Origin of the sequence: Haloprofundus sp. MHR1 (assembly GCF_005155585.1) — an archaeon.
Taxonomy (GTDB): domain Archaea; phylum Halobacteriota; class Halobacteria; order Halobacteriales; family Haloferacaceae; genus Haloprofundus; species Haloprofundus halophilus.
Genome location: NZ_CP039833.1, coordinates 2597966 through 2618672, shown reverse-complemented (window position 1 = coordinate 2618672; position 20707 = coordinate 2597966). Strand labels below are relative to the sequence as shown.

At 68.0% G+C, this 20707-nt stretch carries 23 protein-coding genes; 12 read left to right on the top strand and 11 right to left on the bottom strand.

The annotated features are described in order from the left end of the window. Window positions 1-60 precede the first annotated feature (60 nt). Both FCF25_RS13290 and FCF25_RS13285 read left to right on the top strand, forming a co-directional pair. Window positions 61-555 (top strand): SRPBCC domain-containing protein, encoded by a 495-nt coding sequence (locus FCF25_RS13290; protein ID WP_137049021.1) that lies wholly within the window; start codon window positions 61-63, stop codon window positions 553-555. A 126-nt stretch (window positions 556-681) separates the two neighbouring features. After that, complete coding sequence (locus FCF25_RS13285; RefSeq protein ID WP_117591391.1) at window positions 682-891, top strand: hypothetical protein; 210 nt, start codon at window positions 682-684, stop codon at window positions 889-891. A gap of 129 nt (window positions 892-1020) precedes the next feature. Here FCF25_RS13285 and FCF25_RS13280 read toward each other — a convergent pair whose 3' ends face one another. From FCF25_RS13280 to FCF25_RS13265, 4 genes are all read right to left on the bottom strand, one after another. Further along, complete coding sequence (locus tag FCF25_RS13280; protein ID WP_137049020.1) at window positions 1021-1815, bottom strand: TrmB family transcriptional regulator; 795 nt, start codon at window positions 1813-1815, stop codon at window positions 1021-1023. Next, window positions 1812-4529 carry an RND family transporter gene (locus FCF25_RS13275; RefSeq protein ID WP_137049019.1) on the bottom strand — a complete coding sequence of 906 codons (2718 nt, stop codon included), beginning with the start codon at window positions 4527-4529 and terminating at the stop codon, window positions 1812-1814. Before FCF25_RS13275 ends, FCF25_RS13280 begins: the two co-directional genes overlap by 4 nt. A 2-nt stretch (window positions 4530-4531) precedes the next feature. Further along, the gene (locus tag FCF25_RS15715; RefSeq protein ID WP_168191260.1) at window positions 4532-6064 is read right to left on the bottom strand and encodes a COG1361 S-layer family protein; all 1533 of its coding nucleotides are present in this window, start codon (window positions 6062-6064) and stop codon (window positions 4532-4534) included. Window positions 6065-6325: 261 nt separating this feature from the next. Beyond that, window positions 6326-7030, bottom strand: a complete 705-nt coding sequence (locus FCF25_RS13265) for a DICT sensory domain-containing protein (RefSeq protein WP_117591397.1) — start codon at window positions 7028-7030, stop codon at window positions 6326-6328. 83 nt (window positions 7031-7113) lie between these two features. Here FCF25_RS13265 and FCF25_RS13260 point away from each other — a divergent pair, with 83 nt between their 5' ends. Beyond that, window positions 7114-8076 (top strand): sensor histidine kinase KdpD, encoded by a 963-nt coding sequence (locus FCF25_RS13260; protein ID WP_137049018.1) that lies wholly within the window; start codon window positions 7114-7116, stop codon window positions 8074-8076. Window positions 8077-8134: 58 nt separating this feature from the next. On the opposite strand, the gene FCF25_RS13255 is transcribed toward FCF25_RS13260, so the two are convergent. The 3 genes from FCF25_RS13255 to FCF25_RS13245 all read right to left on the bottom strand — a co-directional run bounded on the left by FCF25_RS13255 (window position 8135) and on the right by FCF25_RS13245 (window position 9718). After that, window positions 8135-8692 (bottom strand): response regulator, encoded by a 558-nt coding sequence (locus tag FCF25_RS13255; RefSeq protein ID WP_137049017.1) that lies wholly within the window; start codon window positions 8690-8692, stop codon window positions 8135-8137. Window positions 8693-8820: 128 nt separating this feature from the next. Beyond that, window positions 8821-9252, bottom strand: a complete 432-nt coding sequence (locus FCF25_RS13250; RefSeq protein ID WP_137049016.1) for a hypothetical protein — start codon at window positions 9250-9252, stop codon at window positions 8821-8823. Window positions 9253-9352: 100 nt separating this feature from the next. After that, window positions 9353-9718: a helix-turn-helix domain-containing protein gene (locus FCF25_RS13245; RefSeq protein ID WP_137049015.1), complete on the bottom strand. Its 366-nt coding sequence runs from the start codon at window positions 9716-9718 to the stop codon at window positions 9353-9355. A gap of 146 nt (window positions 9719-9864) precedes the next feature. Here FCF25_RS13245 and FCF25_RS13240 point away from each other — a divergent pair, with 146 nt between their 5' ends. The 4 genes from FCF25_RS13240 to FCF25_RS15710 all read left to right on the top strand — a co-directional run bounded on the left by FCF25_RS13240 (window position 9865) and on the right by FCF25_RS15710 (window position 11878). Continuing rightward, a complete protein-coding gene (locus FCF25_RS13240) occupies window positions 9865-10287 on the top strand; it encodes a DoxX family protein (RefSeq protein ID WP_137049014.1) in 423 nt (140 codons plus the stop codon). Window positions 10288-10366: 79 nt separating this feature from the next. Beyond that, window positions 10367-10852, top strand: a complete 486-nt coding sequence (locus FCF25_RS13235; RefSeq protein WP_137049013.1) for a VOC family protein — start codon at window positions 10367-10369, stop codon at window positions 10850-10852. Beyond that, window positions 10853-11437 carry a flavin reductase family protein gene (locus FCF25_RS13230; RefSeq protein ID WP_137049012.1) on the top strand — a complete coding sequence of 195 codons (585 nt, stop codon included), beginning with the start codon at window positions 10853-10855 and terminating at the stop codon, window positions 11435-11437. Between the two features lie 300 nt (window positions 11438-11737). Continuing rightward, the gene (locus FCF25_RS15710) at window positions 11738-11878 is read left to right on the top strand and encodes a hypothetical protein (RefSeq protein ID WP_168191259.1); all 141 of its coding nucleotides are present in this window, start codon (window positions 11738-11740) and stop codon (window positions 11876-11878) included. Between the two features lie 24 nt (window positions 11879-11902). On the opposite strand, the gene FCF25_RS13225 is transcribed toward FCF25_RS15710, so the two are convergent. After that, window positions 11903-12115, bottom strand: coding sequence for a hypothetical protein (locus tag FCF25_RS13225; RefSeq protein ID WP_137049011.1), 213 nt, complete (start codon window positions 12113-12115; stop codon window positions 11903-11905). A gap of 165 nt (window positions 12116-12280) precedes the next feature. Between FCF25_RS13225 and FCF25_RS13220 the strand changes: the two genes are divergently transcribed. The 4 genes from FCF25_RS13220 to FCF25_RS13205 all read left to right on the top strand — a co-directional run bounded on the left by FCF25_RS13220 (window position 12281) and on the right by FCF25_RS13205 (window position 16834). Further along, complete coding sequence (locus FCF25_RS13220) at window positions 12281-13195, top strand: ABC transporter ATP-binding protein (RefSeq protein WP_137049010.1); 915 nt, start codon at window positions 12281-12283, stop codon at window positions 13193-13195. After that, the gene (locus FCF25_RS13215; RefSeq protein ID WP_137049009.1) at window positions 13192-15096 is read left to right on the top strand and encodes a PrsW family intramembrane metalloprotease; all 1905 of its coding nucleotides are present in this window, start codon (window positions 13192-13194) and stop codon (window positions 15094-15096) included. The genes FCF25_RS13220 and FCF25_RS13215 overlap by 4 nt, the downstream gene beginning before the upstream one ends. Continuing rightward, window positions 15089-16138 carry an ABC transporter permease gene (locus FCF25_RS13210; protein WP_137049008.1) on the top strand — a complete coding sequence of 350 codons (1050 nt, stop codon included), beginning with the start codon at window positions 15089-15091 and terminating at the stop codon, window positions 16136-16138. The genes FCF25_RS13215 and FCF25_RS13210 overlap by 8 nt, the downstream gene beginning before the upstream one ends. A gap of 63 nt (window positions 16139-16201) precedes the next feature. Continuing rightward, a complete protein-coding gene (locus tag FCF25_RS13205) occupies window positions 16202-16834 on the top strand; it encodes an SDR family oxidoreductase (RefSeq protein WP_117591420.1) in 633 nt (210 codons plus the stop codon). A 48-nt stretch (window positions 16835-16882) separates the two neighbouring features. On the opposite strand, the gene FCF25_RS13200 is transcribed toward FCF25_RS13205, so the two are convergent. Both FCF25_RS13200 and FCF25_RS13195 read right to left on the bottom strand, forming a co-directional pair. Further along, window positions 16883-18289, bottom strand: coding sequence for a small ribosomal subunit Rsm22 family protein (locus FCF25_RS13200; RefSeq protein ID WP_137049007.1), 1407 nt, complete (start codon window positions 18287-18289; stop codon window positions 16883-16885). After that, window positions 18286-19143, bottom strand: a complete 858-nt coding sequence (locus FCF25_RS13195; RefSeq protein ID WP_137049006.1) for a prephenate dehydrogenase/arogenate dehydrogenase family protein — start codon at window positions 19141-19143, stop codon at window positions 18286-18288. The genes FCF25_RS13200 and FCF25_RS13195 overlap by 4 nt, the downstream gene beginning before the upstream one ends. A 106-nt stretch (window positions 19144-19249) precedes the next feature. Here FCF25_RS13195 and FCF25_RS13190 point away from each other — a divergent pair, with 106 nt between their 5' ends. Further along, on the top strand, window positions 19250-19468 hold the full coding sequence (locus tag FCF25_RS13190) for a hypothetical protein (RefSeq protein WP_137049005.1): 219 nt from the start codon (window positions 19250-19252) through the stop codon (window positions 19466-19468). Window positions 19469-19493: 25 nt separating this feature from the next. On the opposite strand, the gene FCF25_RS13185 is transcribed toward FCF25_RS13190, so the two are convergent. Beyond that, window positions 19494-20666 (bottom strand): MFS transporter, encoded by a 1173-nt coding sequence (locus tag FCF25_RS13185; protein ID WP_117594034.1) that lies wholly within the window; start codon window positions 20664-20666, stop codon window positions 19494-19496. Window positions 20667-20707 lie beyond the last annotated feature (41 nt).

Below are 20707 nucleotides of genomic sequence, written 5' to 3'. Positions count from 1 at the left end.
GGGGAGCGTGGGGAGCGTCTGTCACGCGAAGGCTATCTCCTCGCCGCACCATCCACTCTCGTGAACGACATCACTACCGCAGTCGACATCGACGCACCGCCCGAGACGGTCTGGCGCGTCCTCACCGACTTCGAGAGCTACCCCGACTGGAACCCCTACACCGTCGTCTCCGGCCGCGCCGAGGAGGGGACACGGCTCCGCGTCTCGCCCGGCCCGGAGGCCGGGCGTGCGCCGACGTTCCGACCGCGCGTGCTCCGCGCCGACCCGAACCGCGAACTCCGGTGGATCGGCCACCTGTACGTCCGCGGCCTCTTCGACGGCGAACACCGGTTCGTGGTCGAGTCTCGCGACGACGACCGTTCGCGACTCGTCCAGTCGGAGTCGTTCTCGGGGGTGTTCGCGGGACCGATTCTCCGACGCATCGGAGCCGACACGGAGGCGAACTTCCGCGGCGTGAACGAGGCGCTGAAAGCGCGGGCTGAGGCGCTGTGGGCCGACCGAGTGGGCAGCGCGGATTCGAATATCACCGCCGGTACCGGAGAGTCGGCGACCTGACCCTTCCCGAGAGAAACGTTCATACCGTGACCGCGTGAGAACCGGTCCGATGCACCTCGGTAACTCGTCGCCACGTCGCGCACAGACCGTCCGTCGCCTGCCCCCTCTTCCCGCCGGAGGCCGCCCGTGAGGGTCGCGGCGATTCCGTGGACGATTCTGACCGTCGTCGGACTCGTCGCCACCCTCTCGACGGGCTTTCTCATCGTCCGCGGCCCGTTCTTCGGCGGACCGACGCTCGACCCGCTCTCGCTTCTCGTCGCCACCGGCGGCTTCATCGCCGCCATCATCGCCCTCGCGTTCGGCGGGTCGAAACTGGCGCGCGTCGTCCTGTTCTGACTCCCCGCCGGAGTCGGTGTCGGCGACGACCGTGCGCCGAAACGGCGTATTCGGTGTCGAGGATGCCTCTCTCGGACGAGCATTCGAAAACAGGGGTTCGGCCGACTCGGGCCCGAGCCGTGCTGGCGGCTACGAGTCGGAGTCCGCTCTACCGACGAGCGCCTCGATACCGCTCCCGGCCGCGCGGGTCAGCACCGCCGCCATCGCGGTTCCTGCGCTCCAGATAGCCGTCTCCTCCGGCGGTTCGGTCCCCTCGCCCTCGTACAGCACCGAGAGCAGGAAGATGTCGTCGTCGGCGAGCACTACCCGGCCGGTGAAGTCGCCGGGCGCGTCCGCGGGGGGCGCGGCGACGCCGATATCGTCGTCGCGGGCGAACACCTCGCGGACGGCGGCGCTGGCGCTGACGACGTCGACGTCCACTCCCGCGTCCGCTCGTTCCCGAAGCGCGACCACCACGTCGTCGTCGAGCAAGTCGACGGAGTCGGCCCCGAAGAGGATTCGTCGCTCCGCGCGGCGGACCAGGTCGACGGTCCGGTCGTCGATGGGTCTGCGGCCGCGGACGGTCCAGACGTCGTCGCGGGTCTCCTCGCCGTGTTCCTCGCTTCGGAGCTCCGCGAGGGCGTCGAAGGCGCGGTCCCGCTCGCGTTCGAGGCGAACGGTCAGCAGTTCCTTCGCCGCCTCCAAACTGACCGGGCGGTACCGCTTCGGCGTCGACTGCTGCAGTTCGACCAGACCCCGCGCTTCGAGGTCCTCGGCCGCGCCGTACACCTGCGAGCGCGGGACGCCCGCGAGCTCGTGGACGTCCTTGGCCGTGCCGGTGCCGAGTCGGTGGAGCGCGACGAAGACCCGCGCCTCGTAGTTCGAGAGACCGAGGCGTTCGAGCGCCTCCTCGACGTCGCGTTCGTCGGGCCTGTCGTCGGTCATCGTTCCTCCCTCGTCTCCCGCCCTTTCGACTGTTTCGTTTCCGGGCGGGCCGGTCGGTCGCTTCGTTCGTCCGCTTCGGTTGCGAACCTGCCGCTGCTTCGCTTCACTTGCGACGTAGGTTTGCTCGCTACACTCACAAACCCACCGTCGCGGCACTTCACTTGCGACGAGGTGTCACTCACTACGTTCGTGACACCACCATCCGTCGCGACGCCGTCGCCGCGGTCCGGAGCGCCCGCCCCGTGACCGATGGGGACGGCGGGGTCGTTGCCCTGGTGCCGGTCCCACAGCACGAGCACCGACGGGAGCACGAGCAGCGAGACGAAGAACGAGTACGCGATGCTGAGCGCGGTCAACACGCCGAACTGTCCGAGGACGTCCAGCACCGAGAGCACGAGCACGCCGATGCCGAACGTCGTCGTCAGCATGCTCCCCGCGAGCGCACCGCCCGTCCCGCGAACGGTTCGGTCGAGCGCCGTAAACAGCGAGTGCGTCCGCCGCTCGTCGACGAACCGGTGGACGACGTGGACCGAGTAGTCGATACCGAGACCGATGGTGATGGCGAGAATCGTCGCCGTGAACGCGTTGAACGAGATTCCCAGGAGGCGCATCGTCCCCGCGATGAGCGCGACGGCGACGCCGATGGGAATGGTGTTGACGACTCCCAGCGAGGGGTACCCCTCGACGAGCCAGTAGACGAAGACGAGAAACACCACCGTCACGACGAGGGCGAAGGCGAGGCTCGAAATCGCCGACTGGAGGATGAGGTCCGACACCGCCTTGAACACGACCGTGTTGCCGGTGGCGATAGCACCGTCGCCGCGGAACTTCTCGGCGACGCTCCGGGCGTCCTCGGTCACCGCGGTCTGGCTGGCGCTGGCCTTCGTCGAGTAGGTGACGCGGGTGCTCCGGCGGTCGTCCGAGAGATACTCCTGCGCCTGCGCGCTCGCCGGCGTGTCCATCAGCGCGTCGTACACGTCGCCGAGGTTTCGGTCGGGAATGCCGTTTCCGTCGGCGTCGTTGCGGTCGACCACCGCCGCGAACTCGGGGTCGCTGGCGGCTTGCGACTGGATGACCGTCACGATGCTCTCGGAGTCGGCGCGGCCGCCCGACTGGACGAACGAGTCAGGCGGGTCGTCGCCGGCGCGGTGAAGCTCTTCGAGCGCCGTGTCCCGCTCCATGTTCGTCTCCCAGTAGACGGTCGCGCTGCCCCCCTGCGTCGTCTCGAACTTCTCTTCGAGGAAGTTCAGCGTCGCGACGACCGAGTAGTCCGACGGCGCGAACGGCTCCGGGAGCGCGTCGAGGTAGTCGGGCGTCTCCTCCGGCGGGAGGAAGTCCTCCTGGGAGAAACTCGTGTCGACGCCCGTCGCGTACGCGCCCGCGACTGCGCTCAAGAGCACGACGGCGAGCAGGAACAACGCGGGAGCCTTCCCGGCGACGACGACGCCGCCGCGGAGCGCCTCGCCGAAGCGCGAACCCTCCGCGCCCAGCGGCGACTCGCTGAACGTCGGAACCGGCCAGTCCTCGCGGCGGCGGTCTATCCACACCTTCGCCGCCGGGAGGAAGATGCCGAAGATGAGGAACGTGAAGACGATACCGACGGCGGCGACGACGCCGAAGTCCCGAATCGGCGGGAGGTCGGACACGAGATTCGAGAGGAAACCGATGACCGTCGTCCCGGTGACGATGAAGAACGCGACGAGCAGTTGGTCGGTCGTCAGTCGCATCGCGCCGTCGATGTCGTGGCCGTCGGCTCTGTCTTCGCGGTAGCGGTTGATAGCGTGGATACCGAAGTCGATGCCGACCGCGAGCAGCAGCGGCGGCACCGCGATCATCATCTGACTGAACGGGATGCCGGCGAGGCCGAGGAACCCGAACGTCCAGACGACGGCCATGAGAAGCGACAACCCGCCCAAGAGCAGGTCCACGAGGTCGCGGTAGGCGACGACGAGGAAGAACACGATGAAGATGACCGCCGCCGGCGTCACGATGAGAAGCGAGTCGGTGATGACCGAACTGAACTCGTCTGCGGTGACGCCGCTGCCGAAGACGGTGATGTCGTCGCTCGTCGCGGCGACGACGCGCTGCGCCTGCTGTTGAATCGGCGTGAGCGGACTCGTCCCGCCCTGGCCGGCGGCCGACGACTCGTAGCCGGGAACGTCGTGTTGGACGACGCCGATGGTCGCCGACGCCGACGCCGACCGGCGGTTGAAGTCGTTACTCAGCGTTCCGGTGAGCCCGGGGTTGTTCGCGTTCTCCCTGACCGCGGCCCGAATCTCGCCGGGCGAGGCCCGCTCGACGGCGGTTATCTGCGCGTCGAGCGTCTCCGCCTCGGGGTCGAGCGTCTGTGCGACGACGCTCGCGGCGCTGCTCGTCGACGAGACGCGGAGGTCGGTCCGGTCTTCGAGTGCGTCCTGCGTCCGCAGCATCTCCAGGAGCGCCGGTTTCGCCAGCACGTTCTGGCTGCGCTGAATCAACTGCGTCGACCCCGGTTCGCTCTCGAACGACGCGCCGAACTCGCGGTTGATGTCCTCGAGCGCCTGGTTCGCGGGGATGTCCTCGGCGAACTGCTCGGTGCCCGACTCCGTCGAGACGTTGCCGAGCCCGGCGGTGAAGACGAGCGTCAGGACGAGAAACAGGACGACGACGCGTCCCGACCGCTCGACGATGCGCTCGTCTACCCAGTCGATGGCGCGCTGGTGGTCCAGCGCCATGCTCAGAGGCCGCCGGAGCGTCGGCGGTACAGTACCGCGCCGACGCCGACGAGGGCGATGGCTCCGACGCCGACGAGCGTCAGCGGGACGTTTCCGCCGTCGTCGTTCGCGACCTCGACGGGCAGTTGGTACGTGTCCGAAATCCGTTCGGTGCCGGAGGCGTCCTCGTATCGGAAGTCCATCTTCACCGGGTACGTCTTCGCCAGCGCGTCGCCGCCGACGTTGACGCCGAAGACGAGTTTGGCGCTCTCACCGGGCGCGAGTTCGTCGACGTACGCCTCGCTGTTGTCGGCGCTGATGGGCGATTCGGGGAATATCTTCGCCGACACCTCGCGGAGCGGTTCGTCGCGGTTGTTCGTCACCTCGACGACGAGTTCGCCGCTCTCGCCCGCCGCGAACGTCGTGTTGACGCCTTCGAGACCGAACTCGTCGCGCCGTTCGCCGACGTCGACCCGCACGTCGAGCGGGTCGCTCGTGCGCTGAGTGCCGTCACCGGTCCGGTACTGCGCCTCCAGCGAGAACTGCCGCGGGCCGGCGTCGGCGTTGTCGGTCACCTCGGTCGAGAAGTCGAACGCCGCGCGTTCGCCCGGTTCGAGCGTCCCGACGGCGTACTCCGTCTCGACGGGGTTCACGTTCGAGTTCCGACTCTCGAAGACGAGGACGACGTTGTCGGCGGTCGTCTCGCCGGTGTTGACGAGTTCGCCCGACAGCGACCCCTCCTCGCCGACGTGCAGCGACCCCTCGACGTTCTCCAACTCGAAGGTCTGTTCGGCGAGCGGCGTCACGCCGAAAGAGACGGGAGGCGTTTCTGCGCTCTCGCCGTTTTCGTTCTCGTAGGACGTGGTCGCGCGCATCGTGTACGCCTCCGGGTTCGCGTTGTCGGCGACGGTCACGTCGTACTGCAGCGTCCGGGTCTCGCCGGGTTCCCAGCGCTGTACGAACCGGCTCGCCGACTCGCTCTCGCCGAAGCGGACGTCGGCGTTCGTCGTCTGAACGGAGACGGAGGCGTTGCGGGCGACGCTCTCGCCGACGTTCCGCATCGTGACGTTCATCGTCCCGCTCGCGCCGGCGGGTGCGTCCGTCTCGACGTCGGTGACGACGAAGCGCGCGCGGTCGTCGACGCGGACGGTCACGTCGACGGTTTCGGTCGTCCGCTCGTCGTTGTCGTACTCGTAGGTGAGTTCGAGGTCGAGGTCGTACGTCCCCGACTCGATGTCGTTGGGGACGCCGACCCGGAAGTCGAGGTTCGTCGGCTGGCCGTCCTGCATCGTGCCGACGAGACGCGTCCCCGAACGGACCGAGATGGGCGTCCCACCCGACTTCAGCCTCGCCTCGACGTTACGGGCGTTTCGAGCCTGTTCGTCGACGTCTTCGGCGTCGTTGACGAGTTGCACCGAGAGGTTCGACTGCTGACCGGGCGTGAGCGTCGGTTCGGGGACGTACACCTCGAACCGGGGGTCTTCGATGGCCGACACCGTCGCCGGCGTCGTGAGCAGTGCGAGGACGAGAAAGACGCTGAGTACTTTTCTGCGCATGTATTGAGTAGTGTCCGGACGGCGGCGCCGAGCGACCGATGCCGGGCGATTCGGTCGGTGTCGACGCTCGCGGTCGACTGGCTTCGCTCCACCGTATACGCCGCTACTACATAAGTTGTTGTAAATTTCTACAAACTACCTATCGATTCGTTCGGACACCGACATGCGACGCCCTCCCAAACGAATCGGCGGACGGAGGGGGAGCGGCGAGAGCGACGAGAGAGTCGAGAGCGGTCCGAGTCGGCCGACAACGGAACGACCCTACGGGGCGGTGGCGTACCGGGCGTCGAGATGACCGAGTATGCGGTCGACGATGGACGGGTCGTACGTCCAGAAACCGTAGAACTCCCGGTTCCCGCGCTCTTCCGCGAGGAGCGCGCAGCTATCGCTTGCGACGTCGCCGCCGTCGTAGACGACGAACCACGAGTCCGCAATCTCCTCGGTATCGACGACGTGCGGCGTGACGCCGGCTATCTCGGCGGACTCGCCGCCCTCGGCGGCGTACACGTGGACGTCGAGGGTCGTACTCCCGAGCTGCGCGTACACGTCCGATTGGGCTTCGAGGGCGCGTACGCGCTGGAAGCCGGCGTGGAGTGCCCCCGATTTCGACCGCCAGGCGCGGTCCTCGATCTCCCTCGACGCCGCGACCATCTGCCCGACGTCGTACGAGGTGAACGTCGTCCCGTCGAGATGTTCGAGCAGTTTACTGAACCCGGTCCGCTCGCCGATTCCGCGCCGAAACGGCGCGGTCAGCGACTGTAAATCGACAGCCGTGAGCACGTCGCCATCCTCGCTCAGCACCGCGAACCCGCCGGGGCCGCCCGCGGCGCTCCCCTCCTGAACGGAGACTCGTTGGGAGGCGAAGTACGCCTCCAGTTCCTCGACGACGGACGGAGACGCCGGGTCGAACACCGTCAGCGTCTTCTCCCGGCTCTCCACCCCCTCTATCACTGCTCTCAGCGACATACCCCCCGTACTCTCTCGGCGCCTAAATGAGTTGTTCGTCGGAGTGACAAGAGATATATCCTCTGAGAATAATGTCAGGATAGATGACAGAGCCGGTCGCACAGACCGGGGCCGGCCGGCGTCGGGTCGTCGTCCTCGGCCGCGGCGAGTTCGCCGACGAACTGGTGGAGACGCTCCGCGACTCCACCGTCACGGCCGCGCACGCCACCGAGGCGTCGGCGGCGCTCTCCTCGCTCAGCGACGGACCCGTCGACTGTTTCGTCGTCGTCGCCGACGGCTCGCTCCCGACGCCGGCGTCGGAGCTGTTCTCGCTCGCGCGCAGTCGGACGACCGCACCGGGACTGTACGTGAGCGACGAGACGGCCGCGCTGCCGCCGGCGGTCGAGCAGGTTCCGGCGGACACGACGCACGCGACGACGCGAGTCCGTCGGGCGTTGCTCGACTCGGCCGTAGACGACGTCCCCGCGTCGACGACGACCGACTCCGTCGGCGCGTACGGTTCGACGGTCAGTCACGAACTGGGCAACCAGTTGATGAAACTCGACTTCGCGGCTGATTCGGCGTCCGACGGAGACGAGGCGAGACGACTCGACCGAGTGCTCTCGCGCCTCCGACGGCTGGCCGACGAGGCCGAAGCGGTCGGCCGCGGGACCGCCGCGCCGGAGACGGTCGAACTCGACGCCGTCGCGGCCGACGCCTGGGACCGCGTCGAGGCGTCCGACGCGGACCTCGTCGTCGAGGCCGACCGCTCGCTGGAGGCGGACCCGCTGCTTCTGGTGCTGTTCTTCGAGAACGTGTTCAGAAACGCCGTCCGCCACGGCGGCCGTGACGTGACGGTACGCGTCGAGACGACGCCGCGGGGGTTCGCCGTCGCCGACGACGGGCCCGGGTTCCCCGAGGACGCGCGGCTGTTCGAGTGGGGGCACACCACCGGAAACGGCTCCGGAACGGGACTCGGTATCGTCGCTCGCATCGCCGACGCGCACGACTGGACCGTCACCGCGTACAACGACGGCGGGGCGGTGCTCGACGTTCGAACCGAGTGACGAGAACGCGTTCGAGGAGCGGGGAGAAACCGAGCGAACGCCGCGGACGGCGCTCCGACTACGAGGCGTCGCCGGGGCCGATGGCGACGGCGTAACTCTCGGAGCCCAGTTCCTCCAACTGGTCGGTGGTCTGTCGGCGGAGCGTCGCGAGCCGCCGCTTCAGCAGTTCGTAGTTCGAGTCCGATTCGAGCTGGCGAGCGCTGTGTTCGGTCTCCAAGAGCGCGACTTTCGAGGCGACGGCGAAGAACTCCTGCAACTGCGAGTCGTACGTCGCGCGGACCAGCAGACTTTCGACGACCGCAAACAGGTCGTCGCGGCGGACGGGCTTGACGAGGTACTCGTCGAACGGCATCTCCGCGACGTCGGTGGTCGGGTCGACGGCGGTGACCATCGCCACCTGCGGCGGGTTCTCGCGTTCGTGCAACGCCGAGAGCACCTCGTCGCCCGACATACCGGGCATTCGACGGTCGAGTAAGACGGCGTCGGCGTCGTCGGCGAGTTCGAGCGCCTCCGCGCCGCTGGTAGCGGTCAGCACGCGATAGCGGTCTCGCAGGCGCTCGGCGTGGCCGTGCGCGATGTCGGGGTCGTCGTCGACGACGAGTACGGTGTGGTCCATAGTGCGCCTCTCTTTGTCGACTGTGTTCTTTCCAGCGTGTTAATATTTTGGTAATACATCACAGTCAAACGAGTTGACAATATCGTCAGACGCCGAGGCGCTTCCTCGCGCCGGGGGACGAACTCGCGTCAGTCGGGGGTGACACCGAGATCTTCGAGCGCCCAGCGGACGATTTTCGCCTCGACGACGGCCCGCGTCTCGGCGTCGGCGTCGGTCAGCACGCGGTCGGTCTCTTCGAGGAATCGTCGCTCCGTCTCCGTCTGGTCGGGTTCGTCGCGCGTCGCGTTCAGCAACGCCTCGAAATCCTCGCGGAGGTCGAACGACGCGTAGGCGGCGTTACAGCGCGAGAGGGGACTCATCCCGAGGTTCGACACGAGGTCGGTGACCGTCTCCCAGTCGGAGCTACAGAAGTGAACCGACACCTCGCCGACGATGTCGCGCCACGCGATGGGGTCGCCGTTGCGCATCAGCGTCACCGCCCGCGGCGGCAGGTCGAGTCGGGCGACGGTCTCCCGTTCGCCGCAGAGACAGCACGGCCTCTCGGTTTTGCCCGTGTACATACCCCCCGTTGGAACTGCGTGAAGTTGGACGTGTCGAGCGAACGGGGCGGCGGTGCGAGACGGGTGAGCCTCGTCGACGAACCGACCGCGTCCCGGTTCGTCACTGCTGCGGCGGCGACTCGACGGGTGACTCGGTGTCGGCGGCGAGCCACTCGCTGGCCCACGACTCGATCTCCTCGAACACCGGGCAGAGCGACCGCCCTTTCGGCGTGAGGCTGTAGTACGTCGCCACCGGCGCGTCCTCCTCCAGTCGCCGGTCGACGAACCCCATCTCCCGGAGGTCGTCGAGCACGCGCGAGAGCGTGCGCGAACTCGCGTCGGTCGAGCGCTTCAGTTCGTTGAACCGCTTCTCTCCCTCCTGGAGGTCGTGCAGCACGATGAGTCGCCACTGCGACCCGATCTGTTCGAGCGAGTCGATGACCGGACAGACCGCCAGCGGCTTCTCGGTGTCGAGATTGGATGACATCGGTGTTACCTGGTCACGTCTATGTCCGCGAACGGATATATAGGTTCGTATCGAATACCAGGTAACGTGATGCAACCACGTTTCAATCAGATAGCAGAAGCGGACCGTTCACCGACCGAACGCGGCCAGATAGCGGGGCGAGCGCGATGACGGTGCTACAGAGCACCGTCGCGTTCGACGGCCCGGCGGGACTCGCGTTCCTGCTCGGGCGCGTCCTCTTCGGCGCGATTTTGGCGTTCAACGGCCTGAACCACTTCCTCAACGGCGACCAGTTAATCGGCTACGCGCGGGCCAAAGGCGTCCCCGCGCCGGGGATCGCCGTCCCGTTCACGGGCGGGATGCTGCTGTTCGGCGGCGTCGGCGTCGCCCTCGGCTTGCTCCCGACGCTCGCGGCGGGGGCGCTCGTCGTCTTCCTGCTCGTGACGACGCCGCTCATGCACGACTTCTGGGCCGCGCCCGCAGAGCAACAGCAGAGCGAGATGACGAGTTTTCTGAAGAACGTCGCTATGCTCGGCGGCGCGCTCGTCTTCCTCGGCCTCAGCGCCGTGCCGTGGCCGTACGCGCTCTGAACCGACGGCAAACCACCTCGAACGACCCCGAACCTCCAGTACCGTTAACCGACTTTCGGACCAACGACGGACGACACCCATGACAGACGCACCACCGACGACCGGACTGCACCACGTGACGAGCATCTGCACCGACATAGAGGAGACCAAGGCGTTCTACGAGAACGTCCTCGGTTGGCACACCGTGAAAATGACCCAGAACTACGACGACCCGGGGACGCCGCACTACTACTTCTCGTCGACGCCGGAGGGCGAGCCGGGGACGAACGTCACCTACTTCGAGTACCCCGACTCCCGCGGCGTCCCCGGCCCGGGAGCGAGCCACCACTTCGCCTTCGGCGTCGAGGACAGGGAGACCTTAGATGAGTGGCGCGAACACCTCGTCGACCACGGCGTGCGCGTCTCGAACGTCAAGAACCGGACGTACTTCGAGAGCATCTACTTCACCGACCCCGACGGCCTCGTCTTCGAACTCGCGACGATGGAACCGGGGTTCACCTACGACGAGGCGGAGCCGGGGAGCGACGAGATAGATCCGTTCGAGAAGGGCTACGGTGACGACTGAATGGAGGGCGCGCCCGACGCGTTCGGTTCCCCCTATCGGTTGCTCGCGGGGTCCGTCGTTCCGCGCCCCATCGCGTGGGTGAGCAGTCGCAGCGAGGATGGGGTTGACAACCTCGCGCCGTACAGCTTCTTCAACGTCGTCACGCCCGACCCACCGGTCGTGATGTTCTCGCCGGTCGGCGTCGGCGACGACCGAAAGGACACGACGGAGAACGTCCTCGCCACCGAGGAGTTCGTCGTCCACGTCGTCACCCGCGACCTCGCCGAGGCGATGAACGCGACGAGCGCGACGCTCGAACGCGGCGAGAGCGAGTTCGACCACGCGGGGTTAGAGAAAGTGGAAGCGACGACCGTCGACGCCGCCCGCGTCGCCGACGCGAAAGTCGCCTTCGAGTGCCGCCTCTACGACGCCCACGAGGTCGGTCGGTCGACGATGATTCTCGGCGAGGCCGTCCACGCCCACGTCGCCGACGAACTGCTCACCGACGGGAAGATGGACGTGACGAAACTCGACGCTGTGGGTCGCCTCTCGGGCAGTCAGTACGCGACGACTGACGAGCGGTTCTCGCTGGAACGACCGCCGTGAACCGCGGACGCGCCGCGTAGCGCGTCGGTCGAACGACGAGTCGCTTTCGTCCGGCGTCCGTCGTGTCGTCACCCGCGTCCCGCCCGCCTCCAGCGTCCCGCCTGCCTCCAGCGTCCCGCCTGCCTCTAGCGTCTCGCCCGCCTCCCGCGCTCGGTCGCTGGCGCGAAAGTCCCGTCGTCGACCCGCAGGAGGCGACTACCGGCGGGTCGGAGAAGAATATAAGGACGTAAGTGTGGTATTGAATGTTATTATTCCCTCCCTGAAAGCGTTAAGAAGGGTCGCTGGCTACCGTGGTCCAAGATGTCACGGAGCACCGACGCACGAGACGGAGAGAAACGAACGATGAAAGACGTGAGCCACACCGCGCCGAACGGCGTCTCCGCGGACAGCGTCTGGCGACGCGGCGGTAACCGAGACGAATCCGACCGCGACGACGAGTAGCCGCGCGAGTACGACGAACTTCTCTTACTCTCCGAAAACGACGAGATACACTGCACCAGCGACGCCGCCGGCGAGCATGGCGACGCCGAGGACGACGAACACACCGACGAGAACTGTCGTCCCGAGCAGTCCCGGTCCGAGAAACGAGAGGGTCGCCGCCGCGGCGAAGCAGACGAGCGCGACCGCTCCGGTGATGAGCAGCGTCGAGCGCGGGGTTAGGTCGTCACCGTATGCCACGTCCCCCACCACGACCTTTCGCGTAGTAAAAGGTCGCACGAGTGAACAACTCGACATATCGAGGTACAGTTACCGCCGAACGTATCTTATCTTCAACTAGTCGGGCGATAGAAGTCTCCAAAAATACTCAATAATTTTATCACGTCGTTGTTCTTCGACTCGCCCGTGATAACAGTCGAGGACCTCAGAAAGGAGTACGGCGGCTTCGTCGCCGTCGAGGGGAGTTCGTTCGAGGTCGACGAGGGGGAGATATTCGGCGTCGTCGGTCCCAACGGGGCGGGGAAGACGACGACGCTGAAGATGCTCTCGGGGCTCGTCGAACCGACGAGCGGGGCGGCGACGGTCGCCGGCTACGACGCCGCTGACCCGGCGATGCGATCGTCACTCGGCTTTCTCCCCGAGGAGTCACCGCTCTACGAGGATATGACGCCGCGGTCGTACCTCCGCTTCTTCGCGGACCTCTACAGTGTGCCCCACGAGGAGGCGGTTCGGCGGAGCGAGGAGACGCTCGACCGCCTCGAACTGGAGCACCGCGACCGCCGCCTCGGCGATATGTCGAAGGGGATGAAACGGAAGGTCGCCATCGCGCGGTCGCTCGTCAACGACCCACAGGTCCTCATCTACGACGAACCCGCCAGCGGCCTCGACCCGCTGACGACGAACTACGTGCTGGAGTTCACGAAGGAACTCGCCGCGGCGGGCAAGACGGTGCTGTTCAGCGCGCACAACCTCTACCACGTCGAGAGCGTCTGCGACCGCATCATAATCATGAATCGCGGCGAGATCGTCGCCCGCGGCACCGTCGCCGAGATTCGAGAGCGACACGGCGAAACGGCGTACCACGTGTTCACGACCGTCGCAGTCGACGGCGCGGACCGGGTCGAGGAGGCGCCCGACGGAGCGGCGCGTTATCGCCGCGTCGTCGACGATATGGTCGCCGTCGAAGCCGTCCGGAGCGAGGCCGAATCGAGGGGCGGCGAAGTGGTCGACATCCGAACCGAGGAACCGAGCCTCGAAGCCCTCTTTCTCGACATCGCCGGCGGCGGAACCGTTTCGCCGCCCGCCCGAGGTGAGTCGTGAGCGGTTCGTCGAGAACGCTCGCCGCTCGGTTCGCCGACGCACTCCGAAAGGCCGTCGCTCGACTCGCCGACTGGACCCGGAAGACGCTCCGCGTCGCCCGCTGGGAGGCCGCCAGGACGGCGGGCGTCTTCGACCGGAAGACCGCCGGTGCAGCGTTCGCCGCCGCGCTCCTCGTCGGAGCGTTCGGCGCCGCCGCGCTCTCGACGGGCGGGGCGGGCGTCGCCCTCGACGAGAACATCTACCGCGTCGGCATCGCGGCCGACAGTCCCTACTACGACGCGGTGGCGGAGAGCCCCCCGCTCGCAGCGCGTCCGCCCGACGAAGCGGCGCTGAGAGACGGTGAGATAGACGCGCTGGTCCGTGGCAACGAAGTCGAACCCGCCGACTCCGAGCGCGGCCGCGCGGCCGCCGCCGCCTATCGGTCGGCGGTACAGTCGTACAACGACCGCCGGATGCTCGCCGAGGAGAACCAGTCGGCGGCGTTCCCCGTCGTGGTCGAGATACGGTACGCCGACCGCGGGGGGGCGTCGGGCGGGTCGGCCGCGACTGACGCCGGCAGCGACACCGACTCGTCCGGTGGCGACTCGGCGGACAGCGACCAGTCGCCGAACGCCGAGAGCGGGTCGGGTGCTTCGGACGGGACGGGCGGGTCGGCCGGAGCCGACGAACCGAGCGACGGCGAGGGTGACGGAGCCCTCGCCGTCCCCGACGTCGGCGGCAGCGGTGCCCTCTTCGGCGGCCAGAGCTCCGGGTCGCCGGCTGACATCGCGCCGCCCTTTCCCTTCGGGTCGCTCGTGCTCGCGTTCGCGTTCCTCGTTCCGGTGAACTTCGTCGTCCAGTCGTACGGTAGCACGATGCTGAACGAGCGCATCAACCGCCGCGGCGAACTGCTTCTCGTCGCGCCGCTGTCGCCGACGAGCATCGTCGCCGGGAAGACGCTGCCCTACGCACTGGCGATTCTCGGCGTGACGACGCTCATCGCCGCCCTCGTCGGCGGCGGACTGCTCTCGGTCGCCGCGGTGTTTCCGCTCGCGCTCGCGTACCTGGCGGCGACGTTCGTCGGCGCGATGTTCGCGCGCTCGTTCAAGGAACTCACGTTCGTCACCGTCGCGCTGTCGGTGTTTCTGACGACGTACGCGTTCGTCCCGGCTATCTTCACCGACGTGACGCCCATCGCGCTCATCTCGCCGCTGACGCTCGTCGTCCGCGACCTGCAGGGCGCGGCGGTGTCGGCCGGCGAGTACGCCTTCGCCACCGGCTCGTTCTACTTCGGGTCGGGCGTGCTGTTCCTGCTCGGCGTCGGCGTCTACCGCGAGGAGGACCTGTTCACCCAGCGGTCGGTCCCGCTGAAGTTCCTCGACGCGCTCGACAGCCGCCTCTCGGGGAAGCGCTCCGTCGCGGTGCTGAGCGCGCTGTTCATCCCGTTCGTCTTCGTCGCCGAACTGCTCACGGTCGCGGTGCTGTTCGCGCTCCCGGTTCAGCTCTCGATGCCGCTTCTCCTGGCGTCGATCGCCGCCGTCGAGGAGTTCGCCAAGAGCGTCCACGTCTACGCCGGCTTCGAGAAGAACCGCTTCGAGCGGTCGGTGCCGACGGCGGTCGTGTTGGGTTCGCTGTCGGCCGTCGGCTTCTTCGCCGGCGAGAAAGTGACTGCCGTCGTCCAACTCGTCGGCCTGCCGGAGTTGGCGCTCGGACGGGCGGCGTTCGCCACCTCCGGTCTCCCCGGTATCGGCCCGGCGGGCGCGGTCGGCCTCCTCCTCGCACCGCTGCTCTTGCACGTCGTCACCGCGAGCCTCACGGCTATCGGCGCGAGCAGGAACCGGCTGCTCTACGTGGCGTCGCTGGTGGTCGCCGTCGCCGTTCACACTTTCTACAACCTCGCGGTGGTGGTCACCCTTGCGTGACCGACGACTCACCATCGCGCGCCGCGAGCTCTCGGTGCTGCGTTCGGAGAAGACTATCGTGCTGGCGCTCCTCATCCAGCTGTTCATCGCGGCGTTCTCGTCGTTTCTCGTCGTCGGACTCGTCTCGCTGTACGACCCCGGCAGCTCGGAGGGGTACGACGTCGACGTCGGCGTCTCGGGGGAGGCTCGCTACGAGCTCGTCTACGCGGCTCACAGCGTCTCGGGGGCGCAGCCGGTTCTCTTCGACTCGGAGACGGCCGCCCGACAGGCGTTCGACCGTCGACAGGTCGACGCGATTCTCCACACCGACCGCCGCGGCGGGCGCGTACACGTCACGGCGACGGTGCCCGACGACAACGTTCGGACGACGGTGACCGTCACGCAGGTACGCGACACGCTGCGGGAACTCGAACGCCGCGAACGGTTCGAACGCTCGGAGTCGCTGGCGAGAGCTCCGCTGGAGCTACCGGACGCGCCGGCGTCGAGCCCGTACCACGGCTTCACCTACACGGCGCTGATTCCGCTGTTGCTCTTTCTCCCCGTGTTCATCAGCGGGTCGCTCGTCGTCGACTCGGTGACCGAGGAGTTCGAGCGCGGCACGCTCGAACTGCTCCGCGTCGCCCCGCTGTCGCTTTCGGACATCGTCGACGGAAAACTGCTGGCTGCGGCGGGCCTCGCGCCCGCGCAGGCGGCGCTGTGGCTCGCGGTGCTCTCGCTCAACGGCACCGCTGTCTCCGGCGCGGGACGACTCCTCGCGCTCGTCGCCGCGCTGGCGGTGCTCGCCGCCGGTTTGGGCGTCGTCGTCTCGTTCGTCGCCGCCGAGCGCCGGACCGCCCAGCTGCTCTACTCGCTTGGTGTGCTCCTCGCGTTCGCCGGCGCGACGCTCTCGCCGCTGAGTCCCACGAACGTCGTCGCCCGCCTCGCCATCGGCAGCGCCGACGCGACGGTGACGCTCGTCGTCGCCGGCTACGTCGTCCTCGCCGTCGTCGCCTACGGCGGCGTTCGCACGGCGGTCGGTCGGTTCGACGCGACGAGCGTCTGACCGGCCGTCACGACTCGCACCGGCGGGACTGATTTTTTGCAACTTCGGCTCGTCTACTCGACCATGCGAATACTCATCGCCGGCTCCCACGGCGGCGTCGGAACGCGCGTCACCGACCTCCTGAGCGACAGCGACCACGAGGTCAGAGCGATGGTCAGAGACGAAGCGCAGGTCCCCGAGATGGAGTCGTACGGCGTCGAGACGGTCGTCGCCGACCTCACGAGCGACGACGACGTCGAGCGTGCGGTCCGCGGATGCGACGCGGTACTGTTCGCCGCCGGCTCCGGCGGCGAGGACGTCGAGGGCGTCGACCGAGACGGGGCGATTCGGACGATAGACGCCGCCGAGGCGTTCGGCGCGTCGCGCTACGTCATGCTCAGTTCGATGGGCGCGGACGACCCCGAGTCGGGGCCGGAGGAGCTGCGCGACTACCTGGAGGCGAAGGCCGCAGCCGACCGCTACCTCCGCGAGAGCGAACTCGACTACACCGTCGTCCGACCGGGGGCGCTGACGAACGAAGACGGGACGGGCAGAATCGTCGCTGACGAGCGACTCGACGGGCCGGGCGAAATCACGAGAGACGACGTCGCCGGGACGCTCGCCGCGGCGTTCGAAGTCGAGAACACCGTCGGCAAGACGTTCGAGATTCTCGCCGGCGACGACCCCATCGAGAGGGCGCTGGAGAGCTTGGACTGAGCGGAGTGGCGCGGCGGGCGGTCGGCGTCGCTGCGCGTCCGTTCGCGCTCAGGGGGCGACGATTTCGACGACCGTCTCCGCGTCGACGACGAGGTTGTACGCCGCCTCGTCGTCGTTCCACAGACAGAGCACGTTCTCGAACCCGAGCACCGCGCCGTATGCTGCTTCCGCGAGCTCGCGGTTCAGCGCCGACTCCCGCGTGAGCACGGCGTAGTGGTCGACCGACTGGCTGCCGTCGCCGATTTTGAACACCGGGTTCCGGCCGTCGTCGTCGGCGAGGTCGTGACTGAGTTTCACCGCCAGGAGGTCGATGCGGTCGGTGACGTGGGCTTCCATCTCGGCCATCCGCGCGTGTCGGCTCCGGTCGGCGCGCAGGTCGACGCGTCGTTTTCCGTCTCTTCGGAGGATGCTGTAGGAGAACTGCACCGAGGTCTTGGTGAACGTGCCGTCGCTCGCGCCGCCCTCGTCGAGGCGGCGCTGGAACGCCGGCGGCTCCACGTCGTCGCGCACGTCGAACGACCAGCCGCGGTCCGAGGGCGTCATCCCCGGCCACAGGCGGAGTTCGGGCGAGTACACCGTCGCGCCCGCCTCCGATTCGACTTCGCGTTCGACCTCCCGAAGTCCGATGCTCGTGTTTCTGTCCGCTGGTGCGAGCGCGACGACGGAGCCGTCGTCGGCCAGCGCGCCGAGGTAGCGACGGACGACGGAGACCGGGTCGTCGACCTCGCTGAGCACGTTTCCGAACAGTACGAGGTCCGCGTCGCCGAGCGCGTCGAGGTCGAACGCCTCGGCCGTCTCGCGGTGAACCGTCGTCCGAAAGTTCTCGTTCGTCTCGTCGAGCAACCGTTCGAGCACGTCGGCGGCGGGGCTCGGTTCGACCGCGTGGTAGTCGACTAGGCAGTCGTCGGGCAGGTAGTCGTGCAGGCCGAGCGCCGGACCGCCGACGCCCGCGCCCACGTCGACGACGCGGAGCGTTCTCGGGAGCAGGCCGTTCTCGGCGAGGTCGTTCAGCACGTAGCCCACCTCGGCGTAGTAGTCCGCGAGGTGGTAGACGGCGTAGCCGAGCGCGGCCGTCTCGTCGTACTCCACGTCGTTCTGGTAGTAGTAGTCCTCCTTCAGCCGACGGACGGCCTCGCGGAGTTCGTCGCCCGACTCCCCCGTGTGCCAGTTCGCGCCGTAGCGCCCGACGAGCAGGTCTTCGACCGCGAACGAGTAGGCCTCGGGGAGTGTCGTCGGCCGCCAGTCGCGGACCGGAACCGGCGCGTCGTCGACGGGGACGAACGTGCCGTCCGCCTGTTCGACCAACCCGAGGTCGAACGCCTCCTCGCGCAGGGTCTGCTTGACGACCGCCGGGTGCGGGTAGCCTTCGACGTACTCGGCTATCTCCTCGGGGTCGATGGGGCGGACGTTGCGGAGGTACTTCGCGTTCGAGACGACGGCCTCGCGGTCGGTCATCGGTTCTCACCTCCGTCGTCGTCGGCGCTGTCGTCGTCGTCGGCGCTGTCGTCGCCGTCGCCGTTGTCGTCGCCGTCGGCGCTGTCGTCGCCGGCGTTGCGCCCGAGTTCTTCGGGGTCCGCGGTCTCGTGGCGCCCCGCCTCCCGGTACAGTTTCTCGAACGCCTCGCCCTCGGCGTCGGCGATTCGGGCCGCCGCCTCGGCGACGCCCGTCGCGCCGTCGAACGTCTCCTGAATCTCCGCGTACACGCGCGGGGTGCCGCCGGTGACGGTGTCGACGACGTCGTCCAGCGCGGCCGAAACCGGGGTGGCGAACTCCTCGCGGACATCCTCGGCGGCGAGCGCGTAGGCGAGCACCGCGGCGTGTGCGCCCGACTGCACCGTCTTCATCGCGCCGTCGTGCTCGCCGGCGGTCGTCTCGAAGACGTCGTTGCCGGCGGCGGCGAACGCCTCGTCGACGGCGTCGAGCGTCGGCCCGCCCTCGTCGACGACGGCGGCGACGTTGCCCGGCGCGTTCTCGGGGGCGAACAGCGGGTGGTAGCTCGCGCGTTCGCAGTCGGCGGCGTGTTCGCGCAGCGCCGACAGCGGCCCGGCCATCACCCCGGTCACGTCGAAGACGGCCCCGTCGGCGTTCGGCGCGTGCGCGGCGATGGCCGACTCGACCGCGGAGATGGGGACGGCGAGACAGACGGCGTCGAAGCGTTCGTCGGTGTCCGTCGAGACGGCGCGGGCGTCGTGGGCCGCGGCCGCCGCTTCGGCGGCCTCGGAGTCGGTGTCGGCGAACGCCACCTCCGCCGAGAGCGTGTCGGCGACCCAGCGACCCATCGCGCCCGCACCGACGATGAGCAGTTTCATTGCGCGTTCGTTGCCAACGCCGTCGCAAAAGGCGTTCGATGCCGCCTATCCGCAATCACGTGTCAGAACCACAATCGTTAATGAGTCCGTGACTGACTACCACGGTATGAGAGACACGAGAGCCGAGGACGCCAAGAGACGTAAACTCGGCGCAGCCGTGTTTGCCCTGTTGGCGGTCGTCGCAGCCGTTACTCCGTTTCTCGCAGGTGCGCACGCTATCTGGATAGCTGTTGGCGTCGGAACCGGCGTCGTCCTGCTCGTCGTCTCGCTCACCATCGCGACGGATTCTGACCTGAACGGGCCGCCGCCGCAGCGAATCGGCTGACCGCTCTTTTTCGTCTCTCCTGCCCTCACAACCCCAACTTCAATACGCGATTCACCGCGAGCACCGAGAAGCCGACGCCCATCACGCCGACGAGCAGGCCGACGGCGACGGCCCACCCCGCCGCGTCCGAGAGCGCGCCGACGACGAAACTGCCGGTCGCTCCCAGGAGCATGTACGCCGTCCGGACGAGGCCGAACCCCGCGCCGCGCTCCTCCGCCGAGAGTTTGTCGATGAAGCGCGACTGGATGGGCGCGCCCCAACTCATCGCCACGCCGACCATGCACGCGCCGACGACGAAGACGGGGAGCGTCGACCCCTCGATGAGCGTGGCGTAGCCGACGACGCCGAGACCCATCGACAGCGAGGCGGCGGCGTCGCGGTCGAACCGGTCCGACAAGTAGCCCATGACGGGTTGGGTCGCGCCGTGGACGACGAAGTACAGCGAGAACAGCGCGCTCGCCGTCGCCACCGAGAGGTCGTGGTATGCGACGAGAAACGTCGGCAGGAAGGACGCCGTCGCCTGCCAGGTGAACGCGCCGGCGACGGCCAGAATCGTAGTATAGACGATTTCGGGGCGCGAGAGCAGCTCGAACAGCGACGCGAACGCGAACCGTTCGCGCATCGGCTGGTCGGGTCGCTCCGGCGTCGTGGGTTCGATACGCCGCTGGAACAGGAGGAACACCGGAACCGCGGCGATAGCGCCGAGCAGCATCGAGGCGCGCCAGTCGTAGCGGGCGGCGACGACGGCGGCGACGACGGGCACGGAGAGCCCCGCGAGCGGCCCGCCTGCGACGTGGACGCCGATAGCGCGACCGATGTTCGAGAACTGCTTGGAGATGAACGTCGTGGCGACGGTGTAGTGCAGTCCCGCGCCCGCGCCGAGCGCGAGGGTGAACAGCGCGAACGTCGGAAACGACGGCGAGACGGCCAGGAGGAGGCTACCGACCGCGGTGAGGCCGACGGCGGCGAGGATGACGCGACGCTCGCCGAACCTGTCGCCGAGGACGCCGCTGGGAAACTGCATCGTCGCGTAGGCGGCCCACATCCCCGCGAGGGCGAGACCGACTGCGCCGTTCGACACCTCGAACTGGGCTGTGATGTCGGGGACGACCGGACTGATGGCGAGGCGCGCGACCATCGTCGCGAAGAACGCGAGCGTACAGAGGACGAGCACCGTGTTCCGGTAGCGCCAGTTCACGCCGGAACTTGTCGACACCGGAGCAAGTGGGTTCGGATACC

Bases quoted from the DNA above. Each gene is read 5' to 3' on its own strand.
- FCF25_RS13280 (WP_137049020.1), bottom strand. From the start codon at position 1,815: ATGACCGACGACAGGCCCGACGAACGCGACGTCGAGGAGGCGCTCGAA.
- FCF25_RS13275 (WP_137049019.1), bottom strand. From the start codon at position 4,529: ATGGCGCTGGACCACCAGCGCGCCATCGACTGGGTAGACGAGCGCATC.
- FCF25_RS15715 (WP_168191260.1), bottom strand. From the start codon at position 6,064: ATGCGCAGAAAAGTACTCAGCGTCTTTCTCGTCCTCGCACTGCTCACG.
- FCF25_RS13265 (WP_117591397.1), bottom strand. From the start codon at position 7,030: ATGTCGCTGAGAGCAGTGATAGAGGGGGTGGAGAGCCGGGAGAAGACG.
- FCF25_RS13260 (WP_137049018.1), top strand. From the start codon at position 7,114: ATGACAGAGCCGGTCGCACAGACCGGGGCCGGCCGGCGTCGGGTCGTC.
- FCF25_RS13255 (WP_137049017.1), bottom strand. From the start codon at position 8,692: ATGGACCACACCGTACTCGTCGTCGACGACGACCCCGACATCGCGCAC.
- FCF25_RS13250 (WP_137049016.1), bottom strand. From the start codon at position 9,252: ATGTACACGGGCAAAACCGAGAGGCCGTGCTGTCTCTGCGGCGAACGG.
- FCF25_RS13245 (WP_137049015.1), bottom strand. From the start codon at position 9,718: ATGTCATCCAATCTCGACACCGAGAAGCCGCTGGCGGTCTGTCCGGTC.
- FCF25_RS13240 (WP_137049014.1), top strand. From the start codon at position 9,865: ATGACGGTGCTACAGAGCACCGTCGCGTTCGACGGCCCGGCGGGACTC.
- FCF25_RS13235 (WP_137049013.1), top strand. From the start codon at position 10,367: ATGACAGACGCACCACCGACGACCGGACTGCACCACGTGACGAGCATC.
- FCF25_RS13230 (WP_137049012.1), top strand. From the start codon at position 10,853: ATGGAGGGCGCGCCCGACGCGTTCGGTTCCCCCTATCGGTTGCTCGCG.
- FCF25_RS15710 (WP_168191259.1), top strand. From the start codon at position 11,738: ATGTCACGGAGCACCGACGCACGAGACGGAGAGAAACGAACGATGAAA.
- FCF25_RS13205 (WP_117591420.1), top strand. From the start codon at position 16,202: ATGCGAATACTCATCGCCGGCTCCCACGGCGGCGTCGGAACGCGCGTC.
- FCF25_RS13200 (WP_137049007.1), bottom strand. From the start codon at position 18,289: ATGACCGACCGCGAGGCCGTCGTCTCGAACGCGAAGTACCTCCGCAAC.
- FCF25_RS13195 (WP_137049006.1), bottom strand. From the start codon at position 19,143: ATGAAACTGCTCATCGTCGGTGCGGGCGCGATGGGTCGCTGGGTCGCC.
- FCF25_RS13190 (WP_137049005.1), top strand. From the start codon at position 19,250: ATGAGAGACACGAGAGCCGAGGACGCCAAGAGACGTAAACTCGGCGCA.